Genomic DNA, 24,856 nt, shown 5'->3' on the forward strand with positions numbered 1-24,856 from the left:
TTGCGTCATTCGCCCGAAGACGACTTTTCTATCTTATCGTGTCGCAACTGTTTTTGCAAGAGGTTTTTTCAGCCAATTCGCTTCGTTCAGCAGCGACAAGATCTAATATAACAAAATCACCAGTAATAAGTCAAGTGTTTCTCTCACTTTTTTATCAGTGATTTTTTATGTTTATTGATTGTTTCGAGCAGAATTTAAATATAAATGAAATGAATGACGGAGTCAATAGGAAAAACGAATAGTGATTCTCTTTTTATTTCAAACTATAACCGATGGGCGTTTAAGCTGCGTAACCGTGAAGTACCCAATAAATAAACGGCGGTGTTACTATGGATCCAAAACCAACCTATGAAGAATACGAAAACGACAATTACAGTGAATTATCTACTGTAGAGTCGCAGCGCAATGAAATCCTTCAGGAGGAATTTCCAGAAGGGCCATTTGGAGCTGCCACCAACGAAACTCGCTTAGGGAAAGCAACAGGCTGGGAGCCCGGACAGCATTCCACCACCACTCGGTTCACTTACGAAACACGGCAGATGCATCAAGACCTCCCGCGACAAGACCCATCTGCGCATCCCATTCATGATGATCCGAACAAAGAAGAATAAAATAAAAAAGCCAAGCCCCCACTTCACACAAGCAGGGGGCTTGGTCCATCTTATCAAAGAATGTATGGCTACTCCTCGGCCACTACATGAGTCGTTAAGGTTCCGATCCCTTCAATGGTTACCGAAATCTCGTCACCTGGAACAAGCTCACCTACACCAGATGGAGTCCCGGTTAAAATAACATCGCCAGGACGAAGCGTCATGACCGCAGATACAGCCTCGATCAATTGTGGAATCGAAAAAATCAATTGGTCAGTGCAAGCATCCTGACGCACTTCCCCGTTTACTCGTGTCACGATACGCAAGTTGTGATAATCCAGTTTAGCCGCAATAGCAGGTCCAAGCGGACAAAATGTATCAAAACCTTTTGCCCGTGTCCATTGCCCATCGCTCATCTGCAGATCGCGCGCGGTCACATCAATCGCACAAGTGAATCCCAAGATATAATCGTCTGCATCCGCAGCCTTGATCTTCTTGGCCTCTTTCTTAATCACCACGGCGAGTTCGCCTTCATAATGAAGGTTCTGCGTCAGCTTTGGATAGACGATGGGCTCACCAGGTCCAATGACAGTTGTTGACGGCTTCAAAAACATCAACGGTTCTTTTGGCAGGTCAATCCCCATCTTAGCCGCATGGTCCCGGTAATTCAATCCGATGCATACGACCTTGCTTGGATCACTTGGCGCCTTCAACGTGACCTCATCCAAAGGCAGCTCAAGGCCCGTCATGATCGGTTTTGCCGTATGAATTTTGTAAATGTCCCCTTCAATCACGCGTACTTTGTGATCCTCTTCCACCATCCAGCCATGCTTCACCTTACCATTGCGCTCATAACGGATTATCATGGTTCCTTCTCCCCCGTGTCGCGATTTTCTCTATACTTGTATTTAGAACAGGTCGGTTGTCGTTTCTATTGGCTTCGTTGTAATCTCTTCTATTTCAGTTCTCGCTACAGCATCCTCCACTAGCGCTTCTACATCCAGTGCTTCCTCAAATTTTGCAGCGAGGCGAGGCTTCGGTCGCGTGACAGGATTTTTCGGTGTAAACACTGTGCAGCAGTCTTCATACGGCAAAATAGACAGCTCGTACGTATCGATTTGGCGAGAAAGGTCTACAATGTCTACCTTGTCCATGGCGACGAGCGGTCGCAGGATTGGAATCGAAATCACCTTGTTGATCGTGTCCATGCTTTCCAAGGTTTGCGATGCGACTTGACCGAGGCTTTCCCCTGTTGCGAGTGCCTTCGCATTGGTATTTTCCGCTACACGCTCCGAAATGCGCATCATAAACCGACGCATGATGGTGATCAAATAGTCTTCTGGGCATTTTTCACGAATGGCAGTTTGAATCTCTGTAAACGGTACGACATGGAGGCGGACTGTTCCTCCCCATTTGGTCAGCTTATGTGCTAGATCCCGTACTTTTTGCAAAGCACGCTCGCTCGTAAATGGGTAGCTGTGGAAGTGAATCGCTTCAAGCGTCACACCACGCTTCAGCATCATCCAGCCAGCTACAGGACTGTCGATACCCCCAGATAGAAGCAGTAGTACTTTTCCGCTCACCCCAACTGGCAAGCCACCTGGTCCCGGGATGGTTTCACAGCTAATGTAAGTACCCTCCGTGCGAATTTCTGCATTAACAATCATATCCGGCTCATGCAAATCTACACTGATAGCTGGAAGTGCACGCAAGATGTGTGTTGCCACCATACGGTTCACTTCCATCGATTGAATTGGATAGCGTTTATCTGCACGACGAGAAACCACACGGAAAGTGCGCGGTTGTGGGTCCATTTGACGAACCAAGTCCAGCGCTTTTTCCTTGATCGTTTCAATATCAGGATCTACCTGGATCGTCGGACTAAAGGAAGAAATACCAAATACACGTTTCAAACGCTCCATAACCGCATAAGCGTCCTCGCCATGCAGCTCCACATACATCCGACCGTAATTGCGTCGAACTTTTACTTTAAAAAACGAGCGCAGTACGTTTCTCACACTTTTTACAAGTGCCTCTTCGAATTGATCGCGGTTTTTTCCTTTAAGCGCCAACTCACCATAACGAATTAAAATAACATCGTAGTTCATATTTATCTCCTTTTAGTTGTCCACACTATTTTCTATGAGCGGGGGCAGGTTGTTGTTTTATATAAGAACGAAGCAAACTGACGCATTCCTCTAACGCCTTCAAAAACTGCTGAATGTCCTCCGCTGTATTTTCCCGGCCCAAACTAACCCGCAAAGACGACAACGCGCAATCCCGCTCAATGCCAATCGCAGTCAGTACTCTGCTTGGCTCATTGACTTTGGATGAACATGCAGACTTGGTGGATATCAGAAAGCCTTTTTCCTCCAAAGCATGCAACAGGACTTCCGCTTTTACTCCTGGTACTGACAAGTTCATGATATGGGGAGCCGTATTCGCTTCCGCGGTATTCACTATGCAACCTTCAATCGTTGCAATCCCTTGACGAAGCTGTTGATTCAATTGTTGCAGCCTGATCATCTCCACGCTGCCTAGTTCTTCTAAAATCCGGATTGCTTTTGCCATACCGGCGATGGCTGGGAGGTTTTCCGTACCTGAGCGAACTCCGCCTTCTTGGCCGCCACCCATCATCAACGGGTGAATGATCAAGCCTTCCCGTTTATACAAAATGCCGACTCCCCTGGGTCCGTAAAACTTGTGAGCAGAGACGCTCAACAGATCAATCCCTGAATCCTTGATGCGCAAAGGAACTTTCCCAATTCCTTGGACAGCATCGACGTGAAACAAGACTTTCGGGAATTGCTTCAACCATTGTCCGATTTCCAAGATCGGTTGAATGGTTCCCAGCTCGTTGTTCACATGCATGACCGAAACGAGAATCGTATCCGGACGCATTGCTTTCTGAACAGCTTCTACCGATACGCGACCTTCACGATCTACTGGCAGATACGTCACAGTAAACCCTAGGCCTTCCAACTGTTTGCAAACATCGTAAACAGCCGGATGCTCTACCTGCGTCGTAATAATATGTTTCCCTCTGTTTTGATATTGAAAGGCTATACCCTTGATCGCCGTATTGTTGCTCTCCGTACCACCTGAAGTAAAAATAACTTCACTTTCTTTACAACCCAAATACTGAGCGGCAACCTTTCGCGCCTGCTTCAGTACATTTTCCGCCTCTACTCCTTTTTGATGCAAAGAAGACGGGTTTCCATAGTAGCTTTCCATCGCGCGTCTAACGGTTTCAATCACTTGAGGATGAGGCCGGGTAGTCGCACTGTTGTCCAAGTAAATCACCAGTACACACCTTCCTAAGGGCAAGATGCCCGAATACTACGCTTCATCATAACATGACTTTTCGTAAAGAACATATAAAGTATTACACTTCTCGACCTTATTTTTCCCCGAGTTCGTTGCTCTCAAAAGGCCAAATCAGACAATCTGAACAAGCGTTCACAGACTATTCACGAATAAAACGCTTACATCCAGATATAGGCTATTTACATTGTTTTAGCCTTTCGTTAGAATAGTCAATAAATTTAGATAAAAAACGACAACAAGGAGAGAACCACCATGACCGCACAAGCTATGCAAGAAGAAATCAAGAAGATGGAAGCCGAATTGAAAAGACTGCAAGCGGAACTGGCGAAGATGAACAAAAATACTCCTCAGTACGATCGCACGGACGTCGCATACCTAAATGAGGTGTACAACGCGTGACACTTATTCGAATTCGATAGCGTGGTGACGGCATGAAGGATTCGCCGTGACCACGCTATTTTTTGTGAAAAAACCGCTCCTGTCGATTTCGACGGAACGGTTTTGGCTTGCTGTTATTTAAATGGGATCTCCCCCAAATACTTACCAGAAAAAACTTCAGTAGCCGGACCCGTCATATAGACACGGTTATCCGCTTCCTTCCATTCAATAAAGAGATCGCCTCCTGCCAGATGAACAGTGACTTTTCTACCGGTCTTTCCACTCAAGTGGGCAGCTACTGCAGCAGCGCAAGCTCCTGTCCCACAGGCAAGCGTTACACCCGAACCCCTTTCCCATACACGGAAAAGAATTTCCTCTTGATTCAATATTTGGATAAATTCGACATTAGTTCGCTCAGGGAACCATTCGTGATACTCGATCATTGGCCCGTAGTGACGAACATCTTCTTCCTTCACTTCATCCACGAAAAGGATGGCATGAGGATTGCCCATCGAAACAGCCGTCATCGTAAACGCAGTTCCACCGACTTCGATTACCTCTTCTCGCACTTGCTCTTCAGGAATGCCTGTCATCGGAATTGCTGCTCGCTCAAAATGAGGCTCTCCCATATCTATGGTTACTTGATCGACCTTACCGTCTGTTCCAAGCGATACAACAGGAGTAACGGTCCCTCCTAACGTCTCCACGGTAAACGTTGTTTGCTGAGTTAAAGCATGATCGTATACGTACTTACTCACACAGCGCAAGCCGTTTCCGCAATTTTTTGCTTCGCTGCCATCATTGTTAAATACCCGCATGCGAAAGTCTGCTCGCTCAGATGGCATAATGAGGATCAGTCCATCGCCACCAATGCCAAAATTCCGATCGCTCACCCTTCTTGCCAGTTCGGGTAAATCTACACCTGACAAGTCTTCCTCAAAACAGTTTACGTAAACGTAATCATTACCCAAGCCATGCAGCTTTGTAAATTTCATCGTCCACTCCTCTTTCTCTTTCGGATGCTAGGTCTGACTTTTCTCTATGCATTATCTTATCACAACCTAGGGAATCGCGGTCGAATCAAAAGGTGGTATACTACCACTAGCATCGATGATGGAAAGAGGTGGAACAAGCCGTTGGATTATCATATTTTCCGCTATGCACTCGGAACGAAAAATGAAGCAAAACGTCTCGCTGTACAAAAAGCAACTGGAACGGAACCTTTCTGCTTATCTGTCCCCTCTGGCGTAGCGGCTCAGCCGATGAGTGAAGAAGAGACGATTACAGGAGCGATCAATCGAGCAAAAGCTGCACATAGTCAAACCCCAGAAGCAGAGATTGGGCTAGGCTTGGAAGGCGGACTTATGTACGATGAGCCGTTTACCAAACAGTGGTATTTGATTTCCATCTGCGCAGCCTGGAATGGAAGTGAGCTCTTTATTGGAAAGGGATTGGCTTTTCCTATCCCAAATCAAGCTGTCCACCGAATCCAGCAGGAGCAAATTGAGCTAAGTACCATCATAGATGAATGGGGGAAAACCGTCGGCAGTAATCACCGTGGCGGCGCCTATTCCCTTTTAACGGATAATCGCGTAAGTCGTTCTGATGTATTTTGTGACGCCGTTATCGCAGCGATTACACCTTTCGTCTCCTCCTTGTACAAATAGCAGTGGGGCAACACAAAAACCTCTCCGGCTGAATGAACCGGAGAGGTTTTGCGGTTTGATACTTTTAGCGAGCCGTATAGTACGGGTAGATGACTAATGCGCCCAAAATGGCAATAGCACCTATGATCATCGCCCAGGCTCCCAGCGTCTTCGAGTTGCGTCGATACGCCAGATAGCCAAGCACCATACCAATTGGAGCCACCAAGTACGGCATGAGAAACAGGGACAGGATCGATAAGCCCAAGCCAGTCATTCCAATACCGGTGGCCCCATTTTCCCGGCTGTCCTCGTCTGTGTCGATCTCACTGGCAGCACGACTGGTCGGAAACGGCTCGGCGATCTCCGCCGCTGCCTCGATGTCGTCATCTCTGACTTTGGCGACCCGTGAACGGTCCTCTTTTGTCAGGACAACGCCATCCAAACGCTCCGAAAAGTCGTTACGCTCCTCATCCAGCTCGCCTGTATAGCGCTCTGTAAAGGAGTGGGGGTCATAGTGAACCCTGCGCCTCGACCGCTCTTCCTCTTCGTCAAAAACGGCCTGTGTCCAAGTATTCGCTGCAAACTCCCTGTCGTGCTGATCAACCGTCTCGGAAAAACCGGTATCTTCCTTCCGCTTCGCATCATTACGTTCGTGTCGATCCAACATAGCATGCTCAGCCCCTTTTTTGGTAAAGGATTATTTAAGTGAAGGAAGTAGCCTTATTGTCTGCCTACGTTGTACAATTTAAACGGGAGGCGAGAGAATGAAACCAGACAAAATCCTAACGATTGGCATTGATATTGACGGCACAGTCACATCACCTAGCAGTATTGTTCCGTTGATGAATGAGAGCTTTGGAAGAGATTTACGATATGAAGACTGTGTGGAGTACAATTTAGCCAACGTGTATCAAATCACAGACGCAGAGTTTGAAATGTGGCTGGATCAAAACGGGGAACGCCTTTATGATGGTGCGCCTGTTCACGGAATTGCCGATCAGGTTTTGCGCGATTGGTTTACCTCCCACAAGCTGGTATATATAAGTGCTCGAGAGGATCGTCATCGCGATGTGACCTTACAATGGTTTGCTCGCTACAATATCCCTCACCATGAAGTGGATTTGATTGGGAGCCACGACAAGCTGTCAGCTGCCCGCAAATGGGGCGTGGACCTCTTTTTGGAGGATCGTCTGGAGAACGCTTTGCAATTGTCAGAGGCGCTGCAAATTCCCGTGTTCTTGTTTGACACTCCGTATAATCAAGCGTCCCTACCTCCACTCGTCCATCGAGTCACTTCTTGGGAAGAGGTTGCCCAAAAAGTCAACGAGCTTTTTCCAGCTAGGACAAGCGTATAGGTTGAATAGAAAAAAGACGTATCACCGTTTTGGGATACGTCCTTTTTGCGCCGAGATAGCGTTATTTCTTCGCTGATGTCTTCGGCTTGAACGTCAGACAACAGGTCTCAGACGATGTCTTTGCCTGATCCTGATGCTGGGTGTTTTGACCGTACTCGCCTGCGAATTCTTCTTTCAGGTTTACGGTAGCGTGTGCGTCAATCTCTACCATGATTTCTTCGGCGCTGCAAAGATTGCCCTGCGCCCAGTACTCACAGTTTGCTACAGAACATTTTACTGCTGGCATGTGCATTCACCCCCTAGAGGCTAGCCTTCACATCAACTAGGGGGCTTATACTTTGCCATTTACAGTGGAAATCAAAACTCTACACAAGAAAGAAGTGGATGACATGTCGACTCCCCGTATTGTCGTCATCACCGGGGCTTCTGGTGGCCTTGGTCTAGCTTTGACTCGACTTCATTTAGAAAAAGGTGATTGTGTCATTGCCACGAGTCGCAGAGCTATCAACGAGGAACTCGTTTTGTTACAAAACGCTTATCCGAATCATCTCCATCATTACCCGTTAGACGTCAGCAACAACGAAGACATTCGGCAGTTCGCTGCATGGGTGAACATCCGTTTCGAGCGTTGCGATTTTCTTTACAACAATGCCGGGATGGCTGTCTTTGAACCGCTGATCGACATGCGCGTAGAAGAGCTGGAAGAAACATTGCGGACGAATATTTCCGGTGTTCTCTACACAACCCGCGCCTTTTTGCCGATGATGCTTCAACAAAAGCAAGGTCATATTATCACAGTTGCCTCACTTGCCGGACAGGTCGCAACTGCCAAAGCTGCGGTGTATGCAGCCAGCAAAGCAGCTGTTATCCGCTTTAGTGAAGGATTGCGCCACGAACTGCAAGGCACTGGAATTGCTGTGACGTGTGCGATGCCAGGGCCGATCGACACGCCCTTTTTGGATAAAGCAGACAAAACGGGTAGCTATCGCAGCAAAGTGAGTCGGTATTTATTGACACCGGAACAAACGGCAAGGGCCATTTATCGAGCAGCGGAAGCAAAGCGTCCGGAGGTTGCCATGCCATTTCGTCTGCATGCGCTCTCCCGCATCTACTTCCTATTGCCTCAGTGGCTAAAACATCTCGTCTCACCTCTCCTCAATCGGAAGTGAGGAGGAATCCTCCAAGTTTTTCAATGCCCCGAATGCAAGGAGACCGAAAATGATACATACGGCTGCTCCGGCTCCAATGATCCCTTGAACGCCCAAAAAGGGTATGAGGAAGCCAGAGACAGCCGCTCCTGCTGGCATTCCTGTCCCCGTAATCGTACGAACACTGGTCAATACCCGCCCCAAGAGAGCATCAGGCACCTGTTTTTGCAGATAGCTTCTGTACATGATGTTATAAGGAGCAAAGCAAAAGCCCGCCACAACCATCGAAGCCATCGCGATCTCCAACCTTGAGAATAATGCGATCGGCAATGTGGTCAATCCCCACGCCACGATAATCCCTGCCAGTGTCGAACCCAACGGAAGTTTCCACGTAATCGTTGAGAAAAAGAGAGAGCCTAGTAATGCCCCGACTGCCAAAGAAGACCACAGCATCCCTAATGCAACAGCTCCTCCTGCCAAATCCTGATTCGCATACAGGGGGAGTGCAATTTCAATCGGACCGTACGACATGTTAAATAAAAATGTAAAAAAGATAAGAATAATCAATTGCTTGCGTCCCAATATGTAGCGATACCCTGTCCGCATGTCACTCAAGAGAGAACGAAAGAATACTCCCATTTGACCTTTTACCAGCGCAGTAGGATTCGCACTTTTCGTAAGCTCACGCGGCAACCGGGAGAAGCAGAAGGCACATACAAAAAAGCTGGCCGCATCGATCAACAGAACATAAGCTTCACCAATCAACCCGATTAAAACACCCGCGAGTGCCGGTCCAAACATATAAACAATTTGCCATTGTGTTTCCATCACGCCATTTGCTTTGACCAATTGATTTTTGTCCGAAACGATTCTCGGCAACAAAGTCTGCGCCCCAGCTGTGCTCAGCGGAGAAAGGATTCCTGCAATCACAATCAGTACGTATATCACAAAAAGCGGAACTTGTTCGATCTGCAATAATGCGACCAATGCTATAAAAATGAGTCCTCGCGCCACATTGTCCATCATGATGAGCTTGCGTCGATCAAACCGATCCAGCAAAACTCCCGCCACTAAACCAGCAAAAACAGCAGGGAGCATATACGCAAGAACAACTCCACCCATCGCAGCAGGTGAGCCTGTTTTATTCATGACAAACCACGTCAAGCCCATCCAGCCAAACTGATCCCCCAAACCAGATAAAAACATCCCCAGCCAGTACCAGCGAAATGAACGCTGCCGCCATAATTCCTTCATGCTGCATCTTCCTTTTTCTCTTTTTTCCATTCATTGTATAATTGGTTTCATACTTTTTCAATAATTATATTTATTAAATCTAAAAGTTTCATTTTGTATGAAAAAAGAGCCTCTGCTCCAAATAAGCAGAGGAATCTATCCTAAGTCTAACTGTACGTCTGCGAACTTTTGCAATTTACGACGGCTCCAAAGCCACAGAAGTCCTGCTGCTACCCCAAAGAAACCAAGCCACACGGAGACAGCGGCACTCCCGACCTGCTCCGCACTGAATCCGAGAATCAAGCAGCTCGCAGAAAAGCTTCCCATGGTCGCCATTTCCCGAATGGAAAATACGCGAGCCAAATAAGCAGGATCAGACAGTCGCTGAAGCTTCGTTACAGACAATATCGACGAGCCAAACTGAGCCGTTGATGCAAAGAGGATGGCAATGGCCAGCCCAAGTAGTGGTTTCGTATGAAACACAGCGATAATCGAGCAGCCCATCGCAACGAGTGCCCAGCCTTGGACACGCCACGTTCCCTTTTCACTCAGGCTGTCAGACAGTTTGTTCACGGCAATCCCAGCGATCACACCCCCGATTCCCAGCGGTATATCTAAGAGTCCGAATACATACAAGCCCTCTCCCCGCTCCGTAAGAACATAGTACATCAGCATAATGTAATAGGCGCCACATACTCGTTCCGCCATCTGATAGCCGATCACACTGCCAATTTCCCGATGTTTGCCGATATAACGGAAGCCCTCTTTTAGCCTTTCCATAAAAGGTACAGCCGCTTTCGATACAACATGGTTAGCGATATGCGGGAGCGGAAGCAAGATAAACAGCGACAACAAATAACAGGCGGCATCGAGCAAAAAGTTGTAACGGTAGGAGAACAAGTAAACCAGAACTGCTGCCACACCCTGACAAACAATAATGAGAAACGAAGTCGTCCCCTGCAAAAGGGAATTCGCAGCCAGCCTATCCTTTTCCTCCACGGATTGTACGATCGCGACTTGCATGGCTGGTTGAAAAAAAGCACTGCAAATATTGACCAGAATCAATAACAAAAAAGCCACCCATAAGTAGGCCGCGGATGTGATGAAGAAAAACAAACTGACGAGAATGCCGCGAAGCAAATTGACAACAATCATGACCCGCCGTTTATCCCAATTCTCTACAAGCGTCCCTGCGAAAAAGCTGGCAAACACATAAGGGATCATGCGAAACACAGTACCTGCCGCAAAAGAAAGACCCGATCCACTTAAATCATGTAAAAGTCCAACGACCGCAATAAATGTAAATTCATTTCCGATGATGTGTACAATGTGGGCCGTATACAAACGACGAAAGACGGGATGTTGCAAGATCGCCACAGGAATGCACCCTCTCACCGTTTTCAATATTGTAGCACTTGTCAAAAAATAAGCGCAAATTGATCTTGCGAAACAGATCGTTTTGTTGTTATAATACGTTCAAATAAAACTGAACGTTTAAAAATAAGAAAACATTCACGTTCAGCGAAACGAGGTTGATCGACTTGAAACGTTACGTAGTTGTGGAAACTTTGGATCAATTAAAAGCTGTCAGCGATTCCTTGCGCCTACAGATCATCACGATGCTGGTCAAGGAGGAATACACAGGCAAGCAGCTCGCGACCCTGCTCTCCCTTTCTCCCTCTAAAGTGCATTATCACTTGAAGGAATTGGAAAGCCACGGCTTCGTTGAAGTCGTGCGTACGGAAGAAAAGAACGGGATCGTACAAAAGTTTTATCGGGCTGTTGCTTACGACTTCAAGGTTAGTGATGATTTGCTGCCCTCCCTGCGCGAAGACAGTATCCTGTTGCAGGAAACGATGATAAATCACCTGCGCTCCGGTATTAATCGCCTGTATAACGCACCAGACGAGTCATTCATGCTCTTTTCGGATCAAGAGGATCGTCCTCCTGCTATTGCAGCTAGCTCCGAAGTGAGAGCACCTCGAAAAGAAATATTTGCTTGGCTCAAAAAATATCAGGCTTTACTTGAGGAGCTATCCGAAATGGAAGATCGCTACTTAGGGAGGATTGCTACTGGAGAAGCGGAGGATACGGTTGAAAACTTTTACATGGTCACCGTCGGATTCATGACGAATGAACGTTACTACGTCGCAGAAGACGAATCCTTGCCAGATAACTATGAGCACCAACAGTCTGAATTCAAGCATTACACCAGCAAGATTGTCGTGAAGAAAAAGAAGGAGGAAAATGGAGATGAGCACTCTGGCGACAAATAATTCCCTGTGGAAAAATGGATCGTTTGTCCGGTTATGGTGCGGCACTTTATTTTCGGCAATGGCTGACGGGGCTTTCTTCATCCTGCTCAACTGGTATATCGTGAATGGCTTAGGCTCAGGAGCAATCCTCGGCACGACTTTGATTTGTCTGTCCATCCCCCGTCTCCTCTTTATGCTGGCGGGCGGGGTGGCTGCTGATCGTTTGAATCGAAAATGGATTATGTTTTCCTCCCTTCTGGTTAGGGGCATTATTTTAGCCTGCTTCAGTTTGCTTATGCTTCAAGGAAATGGCGCCTGGTTCCCAGTAAGCCTGTACGTCATGGCAGCTTTATTCGGAACAGTCGATGCATTTTTTTGGCCAGCACGCAGCTCGATTCTGCCCTCTCTTGTCTCTCGAGAACAACTTGCGCCAGCTAACAGCTTAATGGAACTATGCCATCAGATTAGCATGGTTGCCGGACCGGTAGTTACTGCCTTATTAATTGGAACCGTTAGTTATCCGATCATGTTTATGATCTTGGCATGCACCTTCTTCGTAGGAACACTCTTTGTACTCTCTCTCCATTCACACTCATACACCAAAGATACGACTTCAGCGTCTACAACAGAATCACGAGCAAGCTCATATTTCAAAGATATCGTGGGGGGCATTCGTTTTACGTATTCAATCCCGATCCTCGCACTTATTTTAACAACATCACTTTTTACCAACATGATGTTCTCCGGCCCAGTTAACATGATCATTCCCATTCATGTAAATAACCTCGGATGGGACGGGAGTGCTTTTAGTTCACTCAGTACCTCAGTTGGAGTGGGCATGATTGTCGGCGGTATTTTGACTGGATTGTTTAAAGGATTCCGTGGAAAATTTATGTTACTCCCTGTCATTCTCGGTTGTATGGGAGTTGGAATCAGCTCGTATTATTTCATTGAGGAGCTTTCCTTTGGACTTGTCTCTCATTTTCTCATCGGAATGGCACTCAGTATGACGAATATTCCGTTTATCACCTACATTCAAAGTATCGTCCCTGCCAACATGCTCGGTCGTGTCATGTCATTGCTTTCCTTGATGTCCGTCGGCTTTGGGCCAGTCAGCTATGCACTGTGCTCCTTTCTTCTCGCCAAAAACATCGCAACACCGGGGCTTCTATTATTCTTTGGCGGTATCATATTTGCAAGTATCAGCCTTAGCCTGTTCTTTTTCCGCTCGTTCCGGCAAATGGAGCAGCATCCGAACTGGAAACGACCTATGGTAGAGGAGCAGCAGTTTCCTGCCACCCTTTCTTCGTAACGCCTCTATTATAAATAGAAAGAACGCGCACCTCGCAAGCATGAGCTCTTGCAGGTACGCGTTTTGCTATTTAAACAGTTTGTTCTTTTTCAGCAAAGACCTTTACCAGCTGACGACCACCAAAGCCCATCCGTGTGACTACTCCGGCCTCATCTCGTACAAAGCGGATAAACATGTCGGTTTCTCCACGTTTCATGACGAAGCTGTCTTCTCCCACTGATCGTAGCGGAATGTTCGTTCCGTTACTTTTTGCTACCAGCTCATTTTCTTCGATTTCAACCGATACGATCGCCCCTTCGGAAGAGCGATACTCGCCTGTAAATGCAGGGAGTGCTTCGACAGCCAGCTCATAATCCGGATATGGGAACGGTACCGTATCCGTAGAACGTCCGTTGGTCGCATTCAAAATACCGTGCATCACATCTGCCATTGGCCCGCCATCTGTGTTCATCAATATGGCTCCTGTCAGGCCCCGCTCCGGGAAAACAAAAATTTGTGCCGCAACTCCCTTGATCGCTCCACCGTGCTCAATGAGTGTTCCATCATGACAATTGGCTATAAACAATCCATAGCCATATGCTTGAAACGGAGAAATCGAGAAATGAGGCGCTATCATGGCCTGCACACTCTCCGGTGAGAGCAAGCGATTCTCTCCTACCAATCCACCCGTTCTGAATATTTCGGTATAGCACAATAGATCGTGAATCGTCGATTTCAGAAAACCAGCGGAGCGCATCGATGGTGAATCCCACCACGAGGGTGAACGAAATACCTCACCGCCATCCTTTGGACTTTTTCGGGTAAACAAGGTAGCTACCTCTGCTCCCTCTGGCAAATCTTCGACGAGAAAGGCACTGTTCTTCATCCCGGCTGGCACCAAAATATGGTCATGCACAAACTGCTCGTAAGAAATCCCGCTCACTCGTTCAATAATCAGACCGAGCATGGCATAACTGTCGTTGGAGTAGCTAAACTCCGTTCCAGGCGCACCTAAAAACTCGTAATCCAGCTTGCCGATGTAGGCCATGAATTCTTCTTTTGTATTGATCTCTTCCACTTTATCGAGATCAAACTCAAGACCGGAGCTAGAGGACTTAACGTCCCCACCCTTCAGAATACTTCTTTTCATCGCACCAGCTAATGTATCCAAAGGAGGGAATCCAGCCGTATGTGTCATCAGATGATGGATGGTCATCTCGCGAGTATAAGCTTCATTAGGTGTGCGTAGCTCTGGGAGATACTTAATGACCGGATCATGAACGGATAGCTTTCCTGCGTCCTGAAGCTGCATAATGGCCACACATGTAAAGGACTTGGTAGCAGAACCAATGCCAAACACCGTATCAGGCGTTAATGCTTTTGCATCCTCTGTGTTGTCTGCCAAACCGAAGCCATGGAAATACCTCAGCTCTCCTTGCTCTGCCAATCCGACCGCTGTTCCTATTACTTTTGCCTCTGCAAGCAGCTTTTGTGCGTATTCCTCAAACGACTGTACCCAATCCGCCATGCTCCTTCTCCCCTTTTCATTTTTTTTAAGGCCGGAAGTTTGCCGTACGAATCACATAATTGCCGATCGCCTTTTGGTTCAGGACGTAACCGATGCCCGGGGTATCTGGAACTGCCAATTGGCCAGGAGCCATCAGTTCTACTCCATTCTCCACGATGTCTTCCTCCCAGTAACGGCTGGAGGCGGCTGTATCACCAGGGATCGTGAAATTCGGCAAAGAGGTAATCGCAATATTGTGCGCGCGGCCGACACCCGACTCAATCATGCCTCCGCACCAAACCGGAATGTCGTGTGCCTGACATAAGTCGTGAATGCGTTTGGACTCTGTTAATCCACCGACCCTCCCCACCTTGATATTAATAATGCCGCAGCTGCCTAGCTCTATTGCTTTTCTGGCATCATCCACATTGTGAATACTTTCATCGAGACAAATTGGAGTAGACAGCTCCCTTTGCAGCTTGGCATGATCAATAATGTCATCATGGGCGAGTGGCTGTTCGATCATCATCAGCCCATATTGATCCAGCTCCTTCATCACATCCAAATGCTCCATCGTGTATGCGGAGTTCGCATCCGCCATCAGCGGGACACTCTCTCCAAAGCGTTCGCGGATTGCTCGAATCACCTCTACGTCAAAGCCCGGCTTGATCTTTACCTTGATCTTCTTATAGCCCTCACCGAGATGGCGCTCTACTTTTGCCAAAACTTGATCGACAGTCGGTTCAATACCAATGCTGATCCCTACATCGATAACAGATTTCTCGCCTCCTAATGCTTTGGCGAGAGAGATTCCTTTCTGCTTGCTGTAGAGATCCCAGATCGCGCCTTCTAAAGCCGCCTTCGCCATGTTATTGCGGCGAATGGGGGCAAAGAGCCGATCCACATCTTCCGGGGTCTCGATTTCACTCGTGAACAGCTTTGGAATCATAAACTTCTCCATCATGTGCCATGCTGTCTCTGTCGTTTCTTCACTATAATAAGGGGCCGACATCGCCACACTTTCCGCGTGCCCTACCTCTCCCTCTCCATACACACTGACCAGAATGAGCTCCTTGATGGTCGTATATCCAAAGCTCGTTTCAAAACGGAAACGAAGTGGCATGTGCAGTTGCTGCAATTCAATTCGTTCGATTTTCAATGTACTTCATCCCTTCTGTTCCATATAAATGACAAGCAACATAATGTTGTGGCGAAGCAAGTGTAGCGACAGGACGCACTGTGCGGCAAACATCCGTCGCATAGGAGCACCTGGTATGAAACGCACAGCCAACTGGAACATTCGCTGGAGAGGGAACATCCCCGGAAAGAACGATTCTCTCCTTCTTCCGAAACGGGTTGGCTTTGGGAACCGCTGACATGAGCGCTACTGTGTACGGATGCAACGGTCGCGCAAACAAATCCTTTTTGCTGGCGATTTCGACGATTCTTCCAAGATACATGACCGCAATTCTGTCGCTGATGTGGCGAACGACACCTAGATCGTGTGAAATAAACAGATAGCTCAAGCCTAGACGTTGCTGCAAATCCTGCAACAGATTCACGATCTGCGCCTGAATGGAGACGTCAAGTGCTGAAACTGGCTCATCTGCTACGATCAATGAAGGTTCTACCGCCAATGCTCGAGCGATCCCGATTCGCTGCCGCTGCCCACCGCTGAACTCATGGGGGAAGCGAGTGGCGTATTGAGCATTCAGTCCGACCATCTGAAGCAGTTCTTTTACTTGATCGCGCCTTTCTTTCGCAGACATTTGCGGATCTTTGACGCCTAACGCTTCCTCCAAAGCCCCTTGCACGGTCATCCGTGGATTTAACGAAGCATACGGGTCCTGAAACACGATTTGCATTCGTTTGCGGAGTGGACGAAATCGTGCAGCCGACATATCCAAAATGTTTTGCCCCTCAAATTCAATCGTTCCACCTGTCGGCTCAATGAGTCGCATGATGCTACGACCAGTCGTTGACTTGCCACAACCGCTTTCTCCTACCAACCCAAGCGTTTCGCCTTTTCGCAACTGGAAAGAAACTCCATCGACTGCCTTGATCACTTCGTCGCTATTGCGAAACATTCCTTTGCTAATGGGAAAATACGTCTTTAAATCGTTTACCGATAACAAGATATCACTCATACCGCCATCTCCTTGTTCTCGTACAGCCAGCATCGAACGGCCTGTGTGCCTGTGCCCGTTGCCTTAAGCGGCGGTTTTTCTTTGTAACATCGCTCTTCGGCCTGCGAGCAGCGGAAGCGGAATGCGCACCCTTGTGTCACTTCACCCAGTAGCGGGACACTGCCTTCAATCGGATCGAGGCGTAGCTTCTCCTCCTCATCCAGATCGGGGATGCAGCGTAAAAGTCCAATCGTATAGGGATGCTTCGGATTCGAAAACAGACTGGCAACGTCAGCTTCTTCTACGATCTCCCCGTAGTACATGACAAGTACACGATCAGCCATTTCAGCCACCACTCCCAAGTCATGCGTAATGAGCAGCAGGGAGGTATGATCGTTCTCCTTCAGATCGTTCATCAATTCCAAAATTTGCGCTTGAATGGTCACATCCAGTGCAGTCGTCGGCTCGTCCGCGATCAATAAATCCGGGTTACAAGCCATCGCCATCGCAATCATGACACGCTGCTTCATCCCACCTGATAGCTGATGGGGATATTCCCGCATGATGTCTTCTGCCCGCGGCACGCCCACTTTTTTGAGCATCTCAACCGCTTTTGCTTGGCGTTCTTTTTTCGATAAATCGGTATGCAGCTGATACACTTCCTCCAGCTGTCGTCCGATCGTATGGACCGGATTGAGTGACGTCATCGGTTCCTGAAAAATCATCGCGATATCTTTTCCGCGAATGTTGCGAAGTTCACTGGCACTCAACTGGTTCAATAAGGTATCACGAAACCGAATGCTTCCCTCCATCTGCGCATTCGCCCGTGACAAGAGCCCCATGATCGCCAAGGACGTCACACTTTTTCCACAGCCAGACTCGCCTACCAGCGCGACCGTCTCACCTTTTTTCAGCTGAAAAGAAATGCCTTGCAGCGCTGGTAGCTCGCCCTTATCCGTCTTAAACTGCAAGCGTAAATCAATTACTTCCAAGAGTACCTCTTTCATCAGCTTGTGCCCCCTTCATCCATTACCTCGTTTTCGGGTCGAATGCATCCCGTAATCCGTCACCTAACAGATTGAAGCCAAGGACAACCAGCATAATGGCCAATCCAGGAAAAATGGACATCCACCAGGCCTGACTCAAGAATGCCTTGCCGACAAAAACCATGGCTCCCCACTCTGGCATCGGCGGTTGCGCACCCAGTCCGAGGAAGCTCAAGGCAGCTGCCGCCAAAATACTCACACCGAATTGAATGGTGGAAAGCACGATGATCGGGGAGAGAATATTGGGTAAAATATGCTTCAGTAAAATCTGCCAGTCTCTGATCCCCAGAGCGCGAACAGCCTCAACGTACTCTTTTTCCCTTATGGATAAGACTGCAGAGCGAACGACCCGCACATAAGACGGAATAACGGCAATCACTACCGCAATCATGGCATTCGTTAAACCGGGACCCAAGACCGCAATGACAGCGATCGCCAGAAGCAGAGCAGGAAGTGACATGAGAATATCCATGCCCTGCATGATAAACAGATCCACGCGACGATAATAGCCAGCGATAATACCGAGCGTTACACCTATCAAGGTAGAAAGCACAACCGTTATCAAACCCATCAGCAAGGAAATCCGTCCCCCGTGCAATAAACGAGAAAAAATATCTCTGCCAAAATCATCTGTTCCGAGAAGATGAGTCATACTCGGAGCGCTTAATCGACTGTTAAAGTTCATTTGTTCGACAGGATGAGGGGCAATGACTGGAGCAAGAAGCGAACCCAGTGTGAAGACGATTAGGATAACCACACCCGCCATTGCTGTCTTATTGCGTCTCAGCCGTTTGCCCATCCCACCCCAATACGACTCCGGACGATTACTGTTCACCATCCATCTGCTCCTTCCTTAGTCGAAATGGATTCGCGGATCAATCCGGCTGTAAATGAGATCCACGATCAAATTGGTTAAGGCAAAAATCAACGCCATGAAAAACACCATGCCCTGTATGGTCGGCATATCCCGTTTACTGATCGCCTCAATCGCCAGGCTGCCGATCCCTTGCAGAGAAAACACGGTTTCCACCACCACAGCTCCAGCCATGAGCGAACCGAACTGCAAGCCTAACATCGTGACAACAGGAATAATGGCGTTCGGCAGACCGTGGCTCACTATGATTCGGAAAAGTGCTGCCCCCTTGGCCTCAGCTGTCCGCATGTAATCCTGCTTGATGACTTCCAGCATGCTGGATCGGGTCATACGGGCGATCATCCCCGCTTCCGCCATACCCAACGTAATCGCTGGCAGCAGCAAGGAGTGAATCCCCTCATAGCCGGAAATCGGAAACAAAGCAAGTTTGTAAGCAAAAATCCAGATAAGAAACAAGGCAATCCAGAAGCCGGGTGCCGAAATACCGAGTAACGAGGTAAGCACGACAAGCCGATCGATGATGGTGTTTTGTTTGACGGCAGCAATCGTGCCCAACAAGATACCGAATATTGCGGCAATGATTACACTAAGGATGGCAAGCTGCATGGTGATTGGGAAACGGTTCATAATCTGATCCCATACCTTTTCGCCAGTGAATAACGATGTTCCCAAATCGCCAGCGAACAGGTTTCCAGCAAATCGCATGTATTGCTGCCACAGTGGTTGATCCAGACCTAGCGACGCTCTCATTTGACTGATGGCCTCTGGTGTTGCAAACTGTCCGAGTATTTGTGTTGCGGGATCACCCGGTATGAGGTGCACCATCAAGAAGATCAGGACGGAAACGCCAAACAGTGTACCTACCAGGGAAAGTAATCTTTTTACTACATATCGGCGCATGCCCTCACCCCAGTTGTCTATTTTTCGAGCATGACATCATGCAACGTAATACCTTGCGTGTACGGATTGACCGTGAAGCCTTTAACGCCGCGAGTTGCTATCACCGTCTCACTAACCCATAAAGGGACCCACGGCAAATCATTTAGCAAAATCTCCTGTGCATCTTCGTAAATCTTGAGACGCGCCTGCTCATTCATTTCCAAACGTCCTTTGTTCAGTAAAACATCCAACTCAGGGTTGTTGTAATGAGTACGGCTTGTAGAATTGCTCTTTTCAAAGATGAGGTACAAGATATCAGCATCAAACCAGCCATAGTACATCAAAGCCATGTCATACGACTTTTTCGAAATGCGCTCTTTGATGGTTGTCATTTCTTGCACGCTGATTTTCATATCAATACCTGCTTCTTTCAGCTGGCTCTGCAAAATCTGCACTGCTCGCTGAAATGCTGGCTCTTGAGAGACGAGCATTTCTACAGACAACGGTTTTCCGTCCTTATCTACGATGCCATCCCCATTACTATCCGTCCAGCCTGCTTCTGCTAGCAACTGCTTCGCTTTGCCTAAATCTCTCGTATACAACTGCTTCGCCTTACTTTCAATCGCTTCACTGTAGCCATAAATCGTGGGTGCCAATGGACCATAGACTGGCTTGCCGAATCCGTTCAATGCTACCTGAACAAGTGGATCACGATCTACGGAGAGGGCTATTGCTTTGCGCAGACGAACATCTGAAAACAGCGGGTGCTTATTGTTAAAAGCAATGTATTTGTTTCCAACGTCCATCGCTTTCTCAATCTTGACTCCGGGCAGTGTCTCAAGCTCCGCAACCGAGTTCGGCGGCGCATCATACAACACATGGACCGTACCCTTTTTGAATTCCATCAGGCGTGTATCGTCGTCTTTCATAAACCGGAACATCATGCTGTCGAATTGCAGAGGACCTTTGTTGGTAGCGTACTCCGGTCCCCAGTTATAATCAGGATTTTTCTTGTAGGTGAGCGAAGCACCCCGCTCGCGTTTGTCAAAGATAATCGGCCCCGTTGCAGATGGGTTATCTGAGAAGCCATCCCCTAATTCTTTTGCCTTTTTGGCGTCAAGAGGTGAGACTAATCCACCGACAATGACGTTAACAAAAGGAGCAAATGGTTGGCTAAAATGCACCTTGAGCGTATGCTCGTCTGTTGCTTCCACTTTTTCAATTGGACCTGCAAGCCCCTTCACAGGAGAAATGGCAAGCAAACGGTCAAACGAATCTTTTACGGATGCTGCCGTCATTGGATCGCCAGAGTGATAGCGGACATCTTTTCGGAGGGTAAATGTCCAAACCTTACCGTCCTGCGAGATCTCGTACTTCTCTGCCAAACCCGGATGGAGTTTGCCTGTTGCATCGCGGGTCAATAGAGGCTCGTATATTAAACTGTTTTCCATACTGAGCCAGCTCGTTTTGTGCATATCAAGCGAGTCTGGGTCCGTCAAGGAAGCGATGACTAATGTGTTCCCTTTGGCCGACGTGTCATTCCCCGTTTGATTGGTCGGCTGTGAGGAGCAGCCTGCAATCAACGCCGTTGCCACAAATACACTCAAGGCCCCTTGCTTCCACTTGTGAATCTTCATGTCCCATCCCCCTTATCAATGGCCGTTACACTTCTGTCCCTTCCACAAACGGGTATATTTGTCGACTTGTCTCTTCGTATTCTTTCAGTCTTTGTTGTACCTGTTCACCATCAGCCTGAACCACACCACTGATCAAAATATTCAGCATGGAAAAGATCGCCGTCATTCCTTTTAAGGCAGTAGGAGCAGGTGCGCTGACTTTCAAAATTTGGTCGGCTACCGGTCCAATCGGAGATAGCTCATCGTCTGTAATCCCGATGATTTTGGCACCTCTCTCTTTGGCTGCTTTTGCAAACAGGATGGTTTCACTCGTATAGCGGGGAAAGGAGAGTGCGATCACGAGCCACTCCTGATTGATCTGGGTCAACAGATAGTTGACGTCATCAACTGGCCCATTGTACAGATGCGCGTTTCCTCGGACGACATTCAGTGTAAAGGCGAGCCAATGGGCCGGAGCAAAGGAGCTGCGAAACCCTACGACAAGAATGTGTTTGGCTGCCATAATACTTGAAACCGCTTGCAAAAGTTGGTCCTTTTGTAGCTCCCCTAATGTTTGCCGAATATACGCAACATCCTGCTCCATGTTATAAGAAATCAGGTCTTGTTTCCCCTTCATCTCCACAGCCGCTGTACGAAAACTGTGGATGGCATCAGCTTTTGGGACTTTTTCCAATAAGGAGCTGCGGATCTCGTTTTGCAATTCGCTGTACCCGGAGTAGGCGAGAGCGTATGATAGTCGGATGATTGTGGTTTCGCTTGTGCCGCTCAATGCCCCGACAACTTTGGCTGGTTGCAGTGCAACGCTCTTCGGCTCGGCGAGAATGTATTTGGCTGCGAGTTTTTGTTGGTTGGTCAATTCCGGATAATGCTTGCGGATGCGCTCCTGTACGGATTCCATGATCATCTACTTCCTTGTCAATTGATGTAGGTTCCACTCTGTGGCTGGGTCTAACGGATAAATCGGACGAATGGCGCGCTCGTATTTGAAAAAGCGGAAGTTGAGTGTCGTCAATCCCGGCGAATCAACGGTAATGACGCGTGCGCTGATCGGTTCGAATGATGCCCGGAAATGTGTGCTTGATTTCAAGGCCACGATCTTGTATTTGGTCACGTCAATTCCGTGCAACAGAAAAATTTGCTCATCCAACACTTGCGATTTCACGGAGCAAACCAGTACATCAACCCCGTCAATTTGCAAGCGAACGGACTTGCCAAAATTCTCATGACCGCCTTGCCCCATCGGCGTCGTCGCAATGAATTTTCCATCTGTCAAAGCTTTGACGTAGGCTGTTACTTCAAGTGGCTCTCCATGCAAGTAGTCTGTCTTTCCACCAAGGGTTAGCTGTATGGTAGCGCCTACTCCAGCTTGATGGGCAATCTGTACCACTTCGGGATCGTAAATAAAACCAAAGCATGCATTTGTCAGCTGGGCTTCCAGCATGGCCCGCAGTAAATGCGTTCCGTCTCCGGGTGTGCCTCCGCCTGGATTATCTGAGGTCTCATTGATTACAATGGGCATCCCTTCCGTTTCCAGTGCCATCGCAATTCCCTCGGCAGGCGCGGGCATGTTCAGCTCGAACTCATCCCGCTTTTCCCAAATCAGACTGGCGACATCCTCGCTCACTTTTTTGGCGAGCTCCTGATCGTTATTGGTGACGCTCAAAACAGAAACGCCCAGCTCAGGAATGTCCGTATACGGAAATCCGTGGAAGAATGCACAGTCGATGACGCCTTCTTCCTTTTCCCACGTCCAGCAGGCTTCGTTTATTTCGCGTGCCGGGGAATGATGAGTAGCTGATGTCGGAATCAATAATGGCAGTCTGGTCAAATGCATGGTCGGCTTTATACCTTCCGTAACCATCTTGTGTGCCAGATCGATCGCTTCGATTCCACGTTCATAGCAATCCACGTGTGGGTAGAGGTGGACACCCAGGAGCGCATCGGCTTCATCCACCATTTTTTGTGTCATGTTTGCGTGGAGGTCGAGCGTAACAATTAAGGGAATGTCATAACCGACCAACTGACGCACGGATGCCAGAAGGTCACCTTCCAGGTCATCCATTCCTTCTACGACCCCCGCTCCGTGAAGTCCTAGACAAATGGCGTCTGCACCTTCTGTCGCAGCAATGGTGTCAAGAAGCTCCTTTTTAATCCGGTCGTACGCTTCTCGCAAAATCGTCCCCGCTGGATACGTAAAGGTGAGAAAGGTCGGTAGTAGCTCGATGCCCAGCTCTTCGGCGCGATCCACCATCCCTCCTGGAAAGTTCCGAACGCCCCGATTGCGATTCACAATCGTTTCATGATAATCCCACTCATAGCTTTGAAACATCTCAAGCGTCGTGGGCACATTGGAAAACGTGTTTGTTTCATGCGCAATCCCACCAATAATCACCTTCATTCTTAGAACCTCCATTCATTCTTGAAGTATGAACTTTAAATTTTTGATTTTTTTGAAGTTTCAACCTTTGTGGACATTATAAAGGGAAGAAAATCATTTATTCAACCGCTAAATCATGAACGTTTTATCTATTCTGCTATACTCGTTGATTCATAAACAAAAGCTCTCCCTAGTATAGGGAGAGCTTCTTTCGTAGCTCATGCCATTTATGAGGTTTTCCATTTTGCCAATTCAGATGGGAACTTGTCATTCAGCACTTTGATATATGTACCCTTCATCCCTAACGAACGGGATTCCAGCACACCGGCACTTGCCAGCTTGCGAAGAGCGTTCACGATGACAGAACGTGTCAGGCCTGCTTGATCTGCCAGCTGACTAGCTACCAGCAAACCTTCGCGTGCGTCCAATTGCTCCATAATTTTTTCAATCGCGATCTGTTCACTGTAGGACAACGAAGAGAGTGCGATTTTGGCAAATGTTTTGTCGCGCACTTCATTTTCAATCTGTTCTGTGCGCTGACGAACGATTTTCATACCGATCACGGTAGCTCCGATCTCGCCCAAAATCAGATCCTCTGTTTCAAACTGACCGTAAGCACGCAGCAGGACGAGTGTGCCAAGACGGCTTCCCCCTGCATTGATAGGAACAATCGTCGTCATCATTTGCGGGAAGATCGAATTCAACTCTTTTGGAACCAGGCTGTACGGACTGGTAACCGGCTCGTTCGCCAAGGTTTGTGTAACTTCCAGCAGCTTTTGATGTACACCTTCCTGCAGCTGCGTGGAAGAACGACCGTCTTCTTGCAGGGAAATTTCCTGATTCATTCCACTTCCCAGGATCGAGCCATCTGCGGTAATGATGTAAACATTTGCAGAAATCACTTCAGATAAAAGCCTTGCGAGATCCTGGAAGCCTACTCCGCTGCCACCCATTGTTTTTTGAAGCATCACATTAATTTTTCTCGTTTTTTCTAACAAATTCATAATAATATCCTCCTCTGGATTCTTCATGCTCACAGTATTGTCAGAAAAATCCAGCCCTATACATGCAAATCGAAAAATTAAAAAGAAAGTTGTGTACAGGAATTAGGTAGAAGCCTCGACACCGATTCATAGATCAATGACTATCCTATAGGGAATTGACTACGCCTTACGTGTGGGAGGAAA

The 24,856-nt window shown here is 47.9% G+C and carries 25 protein-coding genes; 7 read left to right on the forward strand and 18 right to left on the reverse strand.

The window, feature by feature from the left end:
• Positions 1-329 precede the first annotated feature (329 nt).
• The gene (locus HPY28_RS19520) at positions 330-611 is read left to right on the forward strand and encodes a hypothetical protein (RefSeq protein WP_007720859.1); all 282 of its coding nucleotides are present in this window, start codon (positions 330-332) and stop codon (positions 609-611) included.
• Between the two features lie 68 nt (positions 612-679).
• Here the strand turns inward: HPY28_RS19520 and HPY28_RS19525 are convergent, their stop codons facing one another.
• From HPY28_RS19525 to HPY28_RS19535, 3 genes are read right to left on the reverse strand one after another with little or no spacing between them, the layout of a single operon-like run.
• Positions 680-1,456 (reverse strand): fumarylacetoacetate hydrolase family protein, encoded by a 777-nt coding sequence (locus HPY28_RS19525; RefSeq protein ID WP_174231230.1) that lies wholly within the window; start codon positions 1,454-1,456, stop codon positions 680-682.
• Positions 1,457-1,498: 42 nt separating this feature from the next.
• Positions 1,499-2,698, reverse strand: coding sequence for a tRNA uracil 4-sulfurtransferase ThiI (thiI, locus tag HPY28_RS19530; protein WP_174231231.1), 1,200 nt, complete (start codon positions 2,696-2,698; stop codon positions 1,499-1,501).
• Between the two features lie 25 nt (positions 2,699-2,723).
• On the reverse strand, positions 2,724-3,893 hold the full coding sequence (locus HPY28_RS19535) for a cysteine desulfurase family protein (RefSeq protein ID WP_174231232.1): 1,170 nt from the start codon (positions 3,891-3,893) through the stop codon (positions 2,724-2,726).
• 276 nt (positions 3,894-4,169) lie between these two features.
• Here HPY28_RS19535 and HPY28_RS19540 point away from each other — a divergent pair, with 276 nt between their 5' ends.
• Positions 4,170-4,316: a hypothetical protein gene (locus tag HPY28_RS19540; protein ID WP_017250402.1), complete on the forward strand. Its 147-nt coding sequence runs from the start codon at positions 4,170-4,172 to the stop codon at positions 4,314-4,316.
• Between the two features lie 113 nt (positions 4,317-4,429).
• Here the strand turns inward: HPY28_RS19540 and dapF are convergent, their stop codons facing one another.
• A complete protein-coding gene (dapF, locus tag HPY28_RS19545) occupies positions 4,430-5,290 on the reverse strand; it encodes a diaminopimelate epimerase (RefSeq protein WP_106834915.1) in 861 nt (286 codons plus the stop codon).
• 141 nt (positions 5,291-5,431) lie between these two features.
• Between dapF and HPY28_RS19550 the strand changes: the two genes are divergently transcribed.
• Positions 5,432-5,962 (forward strand): DUF84 family protein, encoded by a 531-nt coding sequence (locus tag HPY28_RS19550; protein ID WP_017250404.1) that lies wholly within the window; start codon positions 5,432-5,434, stop codon positions 5,960-5,962.
• Between the two features lie 64 nt (positions 5,963-6,026).
• Here the strand turns inward: HPY28_RS19550 and HPY28_RS19555 are convergent, their stop codons facing one another.
• Positions 6,027-6,608 carry a DUF1700 domain-containing protein gene (locus tag HPY28_RS19555; RefSeq protein ID WP_017250405.1) on the reverse strand — a complete coding sequence of 194 codons (582 nt, stop codon included), beginning with the start codon at positions 6,606-6,608 and terminating at the stop codon, positions 6,027-6,029.
• A 97-nt stretch (positions 6,609-6,705) separates the two neighbouring features.
• Here HPY28_RS19555 and HPY28_RS19560 point away from each other — a divergent pair, with 97 nt between their 5' ends.
• On the forward strand, positions 6,706-7,296 hold the full coding sequence (locus tag HPY28_RS19560) for a 5' nucleotidase, NT5C type (RefSeq protein WP_069847542.1): 591 nt from the start codon (positions 6,706-6,708) through the stop codon (positions 7,294-7,296).
• Positions 7,297-7,357: 61 nt separating this feature from the next.
• Here HPY28_RS19560 and HPY28_RS19565 read toward each other — a convergent pair whose 3' ends face one another.
• Positions 7,358-7,582: a DUF1540 domain-containing protein gene (locus HPY28_RS19565; RefSeq protein ID WP_173623662.1), complete on the reverse strand. Its 225-nt coding sequence runs from the start codon at positions 7,580-7,582 to the stop codon at positions 7,358-7,360.
• 52 nt (positions 7,583-7,634) lie between these two features.
• Here HPY28_RS19565 and HPY28_RS19570 point away from each other — a divergent pair, with 52 nt between their 5' ends.
• Positions 7,635-8,465 (forward strand): SDR family NAD(P)-dependent oxidoreductase, encoded by an 831-nt coding sequence (locus tag HPY28_RS19570; protein ID WP_174225884.1) that lies wholly within the window; start codon positions 7,635-7,637, stop codon positions 8,463-8,465.
• On the opposite strand, the gene HPY28_RS19575 is transcribed toward HPY28_RS19570, so the two are convergent.
• Complete coding sequence (locus HPY28_RS19575; RefSeq protein WP_017250409.1) at positions 8,442-9,698, reverse strand: MFS transporter; 1,257 nt, start codon at positions 9,696-9,698, stop codon at positions 8,442-8,444. The two genes, HPY28_RS19570 and HPY28_RS19575, sit on opposite strands and share 24 nt — an antisense overlap.
• Positions 9,699-9,833: 135 nt before the next feature.
• Entirely contained in the window at positions 9,834-11,054 is a 1,221-nt protein-coding gene (locus tag HPY28_RS19580) for an MFS transporter (RefSeq protein ID WP_174231233.1), read from the reverse strand.
• 164 nt (positions 11,055-11,218) lie between these two features.
• On the opposite strand from HPY28_RS19580, the gene HPY28_RS19585 reads away from it, so the two are divergent.
• Positions 11,219-11,953: a winged helix-turn-helix domain-containing protein gene (locus HPY28_RS19585; RefSeq protein ID WP_173623666.1), complete on the forward strand. Its 735-nt coding sequence runs from the start codon at positions 11,219-11,221 to the stop codon at positions 11,951-11,953.
• Positions 11,925-13,244: an MFS transporter gene (locus tag HPY28_RS19590; protein WP_173623667.1), complete on the forward strand. Its 1,320-nt coding sequence runs from the start codon at positions 11,925-11,927 to the stop codon at positions 13,242-13,244. The genes HPY28_RS19585 and HPY28_RS19590 overlap by 29 nt, the downstream gene beginning before the upstream one ends.
• 70 nt (positions 13,245-13,314) lie before the next feature.
• Here the strand turns inward: HPY28_RS19590 and HPY28_RS19595 are convergent, their stop codons facing one another.
• The 10 genes from HPY28_RS19595 to codY form a co-directional block, all read right to left on the reverse strand.
• Positions 13,315-14,751 (reverse strand): serine hydrolase domain-containing protein, encoded by a 1,437-nt coding sequence (locus tag HPY28_RS19595; protein ID WP_017250413.1) that lies wholly within the window; start codon positions 14,749-14,751, stop codon positions 13,315-13,317.
• A gap of 25 nt (positions 14,752-14,776) precedes the next feature.
• Positions 14,777-15,889, reverse strand: coding sequence for an o-succinylbenzoate synthase (menC, locus tag HPY28_RS19600; RefSeq protein WP_017250414.1), 1,113 nt, complete (start codon positions 15,887-15,889; stop codon positions 14,777-14,779).
• Positions 15,870-16,877, reverse strand: a complete 1,008-nt coding sequence (locus HPY28_RS19605) for an ABC transporter ATP-binding protein (protein WP_017250415.1) — start codon at positions 16,875-16,877, stop codon at positions 15,870-15,872. The genes menC and HPY28_RS19605 overlap by 20 nt, the downstream gene beginning before the upstream one ends.
• The gene (locus tag HPY28_RS19610) at positions 16,874-17,863 is read right to left on the reverse strand and encodes an ABC transporter ATP-binding protein (RefSeq protein ID WP_174231234.1); all 990 of its coding nucleotides are present in this window, start codon (positions 17,861-17,863) and stop codon (positions 16,874-16,876) included. Before HPY28_RS19610 ends, HPY28_RS19605 begins: the two co-directional genes overlap by 4 nt.
• A gap of 22 nt (positions 17,864-17,885) precedes the next feature.
• Positions 17,886-18,740 carry an ABC transporter permease gene (locus HPY28_RS19615; protein WP_173623669.1) on the reverse strand — a complete coding sequence of 285 codons (855 nt, stop codon included), beginning with the start codon at positions 18,738-18,740 and terminating at the stop codon, positions 17,886-17,888.
• A gap of 15 nt (positions 18,741-18,755) precedes the next feature.
• Positions 18,756-19,676: an ABC transporter permease gene (locus HPY28_RS19620; protein ID WP_017250418.1), complete on the reverse strand. Its 921-nt coding sequence runs from the start codon at positions 19,674-19,676 to the stop codon at positions 18,756-18,758.
• Between the two features lie 17 nt (positions 19,677-19,693).
• Positions 19,694-21,292 carry an ABC transporter substrate-binding protein gene (locus HPY28_RS19625; protein ID WP_017250419.1) on the reverse strand — a complete coding sequence of 533 codons (1,599 nt, stop codon included), beginning with the start codon at positions 21,290-21,292 and terminating at the stop codon, positions 19,694-19,696.
• 25 nt (positions 21,293-21,317) lie between these two features.
• Positions 21,318-22,196 carry a MurR/RpiR family transcriptional regulator gene (locus HPY28_RS19630; RefSeq protein ID WP_017250420.1) on the reverse strand — a complete coding sequence of 293 codons (879 nt, stop codon included), beginning with the start codon at positions 22,194-22,196 and terminating at the stop codon, positions 21,318-21,320.
• The gene (locus tag HPY28_RS19635; RefSeq protein WP_017250421.1) at positions 22,197-23,690 is read right to left on the reverse strand and encodes a M81 family metallopeptidase; all 1,494 of its coding nucleotides are present in this window, start codon (positions 23,688-23,690) and stop codon (positions 22,197-22,199) included. It lies immediately after the preceding gene.
• Between the two features lie 206 nt (positions 23,691-23,896).
• Positions 23,897-24,673, reverse strand: coding sequence for a GTP-sensing pleiotropic transcriptional regulator CodY (gene codY, locus HPY28_RS19640; RefSeq protein ID WP_017250422.1), 777 nt, complete (start codon positions 24,671-24,673; stop codon positions 23,897-23,899).
• Between the last annotated feature and the right edge of the window lie 183 nt (positions 24,674-24,856).

The sequence above is a fragment of the Brevibacillus sp. HB1.2 genome (assembly GCF_013332495.1).
GTDB classification, from domain to species: Bacteria; Bacillota; Bacilli; order Brevibacillales; family Brevibacillaceae; genus Brevibacillus; species Brevibacillus porteri.

What these genes read in the sequence shown, in the direction of transcription:
- HPY28_RS19595 (WP_017250413.1), bottom strand. Translation starts at nt 14,751, where the DNA reads ATGGCGGATTGGGTACAGTCGTTTGAGGAATACGCACAAAAGCTGCTT.
- codY (WP_017250422.1), bottom strand. Translation starts at nt 24,673, where the DNA reads ATGAATTTGTTAGAAAAAACGAGAAAAATTAATGTGATGCTTCAAAAA.
- HPY28_RS19630 (WP_017250420.1), bottom strand. Translation starts at nt 22,196, where the DNA reads ATGATCATGGAATCCGTACAGGAGCGCATCCGCAAGCATTATCCGGAA.
- HPY28_RS19620 (WP_017250418.1), bottom strand. Translation starts at nt 19,676, where the DNA reads ATGCGCCGATATGTAGTAAAAAGATTACTTTCCCTGGTAGGTACACTG.
- HPY28_RS19575 (WP_017250409.1), bottom strand. Translation starts at nt 9,698, where the DNA reads ATGAAGGAATTATGGCGGCAGCGTTCATTTCGCTGGTACTGGCTGGGG.
- HPY28_RS19635 (WP_017250421.1), bottom strand. Translation starts at nt 23,690, where the DNA reads ATGAAGGTGATTATTGGTGGGATTGCGCATGAAACAAACACGTTTTCC.
- thiI (WP_174231231.1), bottom strand. Translation starts at nt 2,698, where the DNA reads ATGAACTACGATGTTATTTTAATTCGTTATGGTGAGTTGGCGCTTAAA.
- dapF (WP_106834915.1), bottom strand. Translation starts at nt 5,290, where the DNA reads ATGAAATTTACAAAGCTGCATGGCTTGGGTAATGATTACGTTTACGTA.
- HPY28_RS19625 (WP_017250419.1), bottom strand. Translation starts at nt 21,292, where the DNA reads ATGAAGATTCACAAGTGGAAGCAAGGGGCCTTGAGTGTATTTGTGGCA.
- HPY28_RS19555 (WP_017250405.1), bottom strand. Translation starts at nt 6,608, where the DNA reads ATGTTGGATCGACACGAACGTAATGATGCGAAGCGGAAGGAAGATACC.
- HPY28_RS19565 (WP_173623662.1), bottom strand. Translation starts at nt 7,582, where the DNA reads ATGCCAGCAGTAAAATGTTCTGTAGCAAACTGTGAGTACTGGGCGCAG.
- HPY28_RS19520 (WP_007720859.1), top strand. Translation starts at nt 330, where the DNA reads ATGGATCCAAAACCAACCTATGAAGAATACGAAAACGACAATTACAGT.
- HPY28_RS19610 (WP_174231234.1), bottom strand. Translation starts at nt 17,863, where the DNA reads ATGAAAGAGGTACTCTTGGAAGTAATTGATTTACGCTTGCAGTTTAAG.
- HPY28_RS19605 (WP_017250415.1), bottom strand. Translation starts at nt 16,877, where the DNA reads ATGAGTGATATCTTGTTATCGGTAAACGATTTAAAGACGTATTTTCCC.
- HPY28_RS19560 (WP_069847542.1), top strand. Translation starts at nt 6,706, where the DNA reads ATGAAACCAGACAAAATCCTAACGATTGGCATTGATATTGACGGCACA.
- HPY28_RS19525 (WP_174231230.1), bottom strand. Translation starts at nt 1,456, where the DNA reads ATGATAATCCGTTATGAGCGCAATGGTAAGGTGAAGCATGGCTGGATG.
- HPY28_RS19540 (WP_017250402.1), top strand. Translation starts at nt 4,170, where the DNA reads ATGACCGCACAAGCTATGCAAGAAGAAATCAAGAAGATGGAAGCCGAA.
- HPY28_RS19615 (WP_173623669.1), bottom strand. Translation starts at nt 18,740, where the DNA reads ATGGTGAACAGTAATCGTCCGGAGTCGTATTGGGGTGGGATGGGCAAA.
- HPY28_RS19590 (WP_173623667.1), top strand. Translation starts at nt 11,925, where the DNA reads ATGGAGATGAGCACTCTGGCGACAAATAATTCCCTGTGGAAAAATGGA.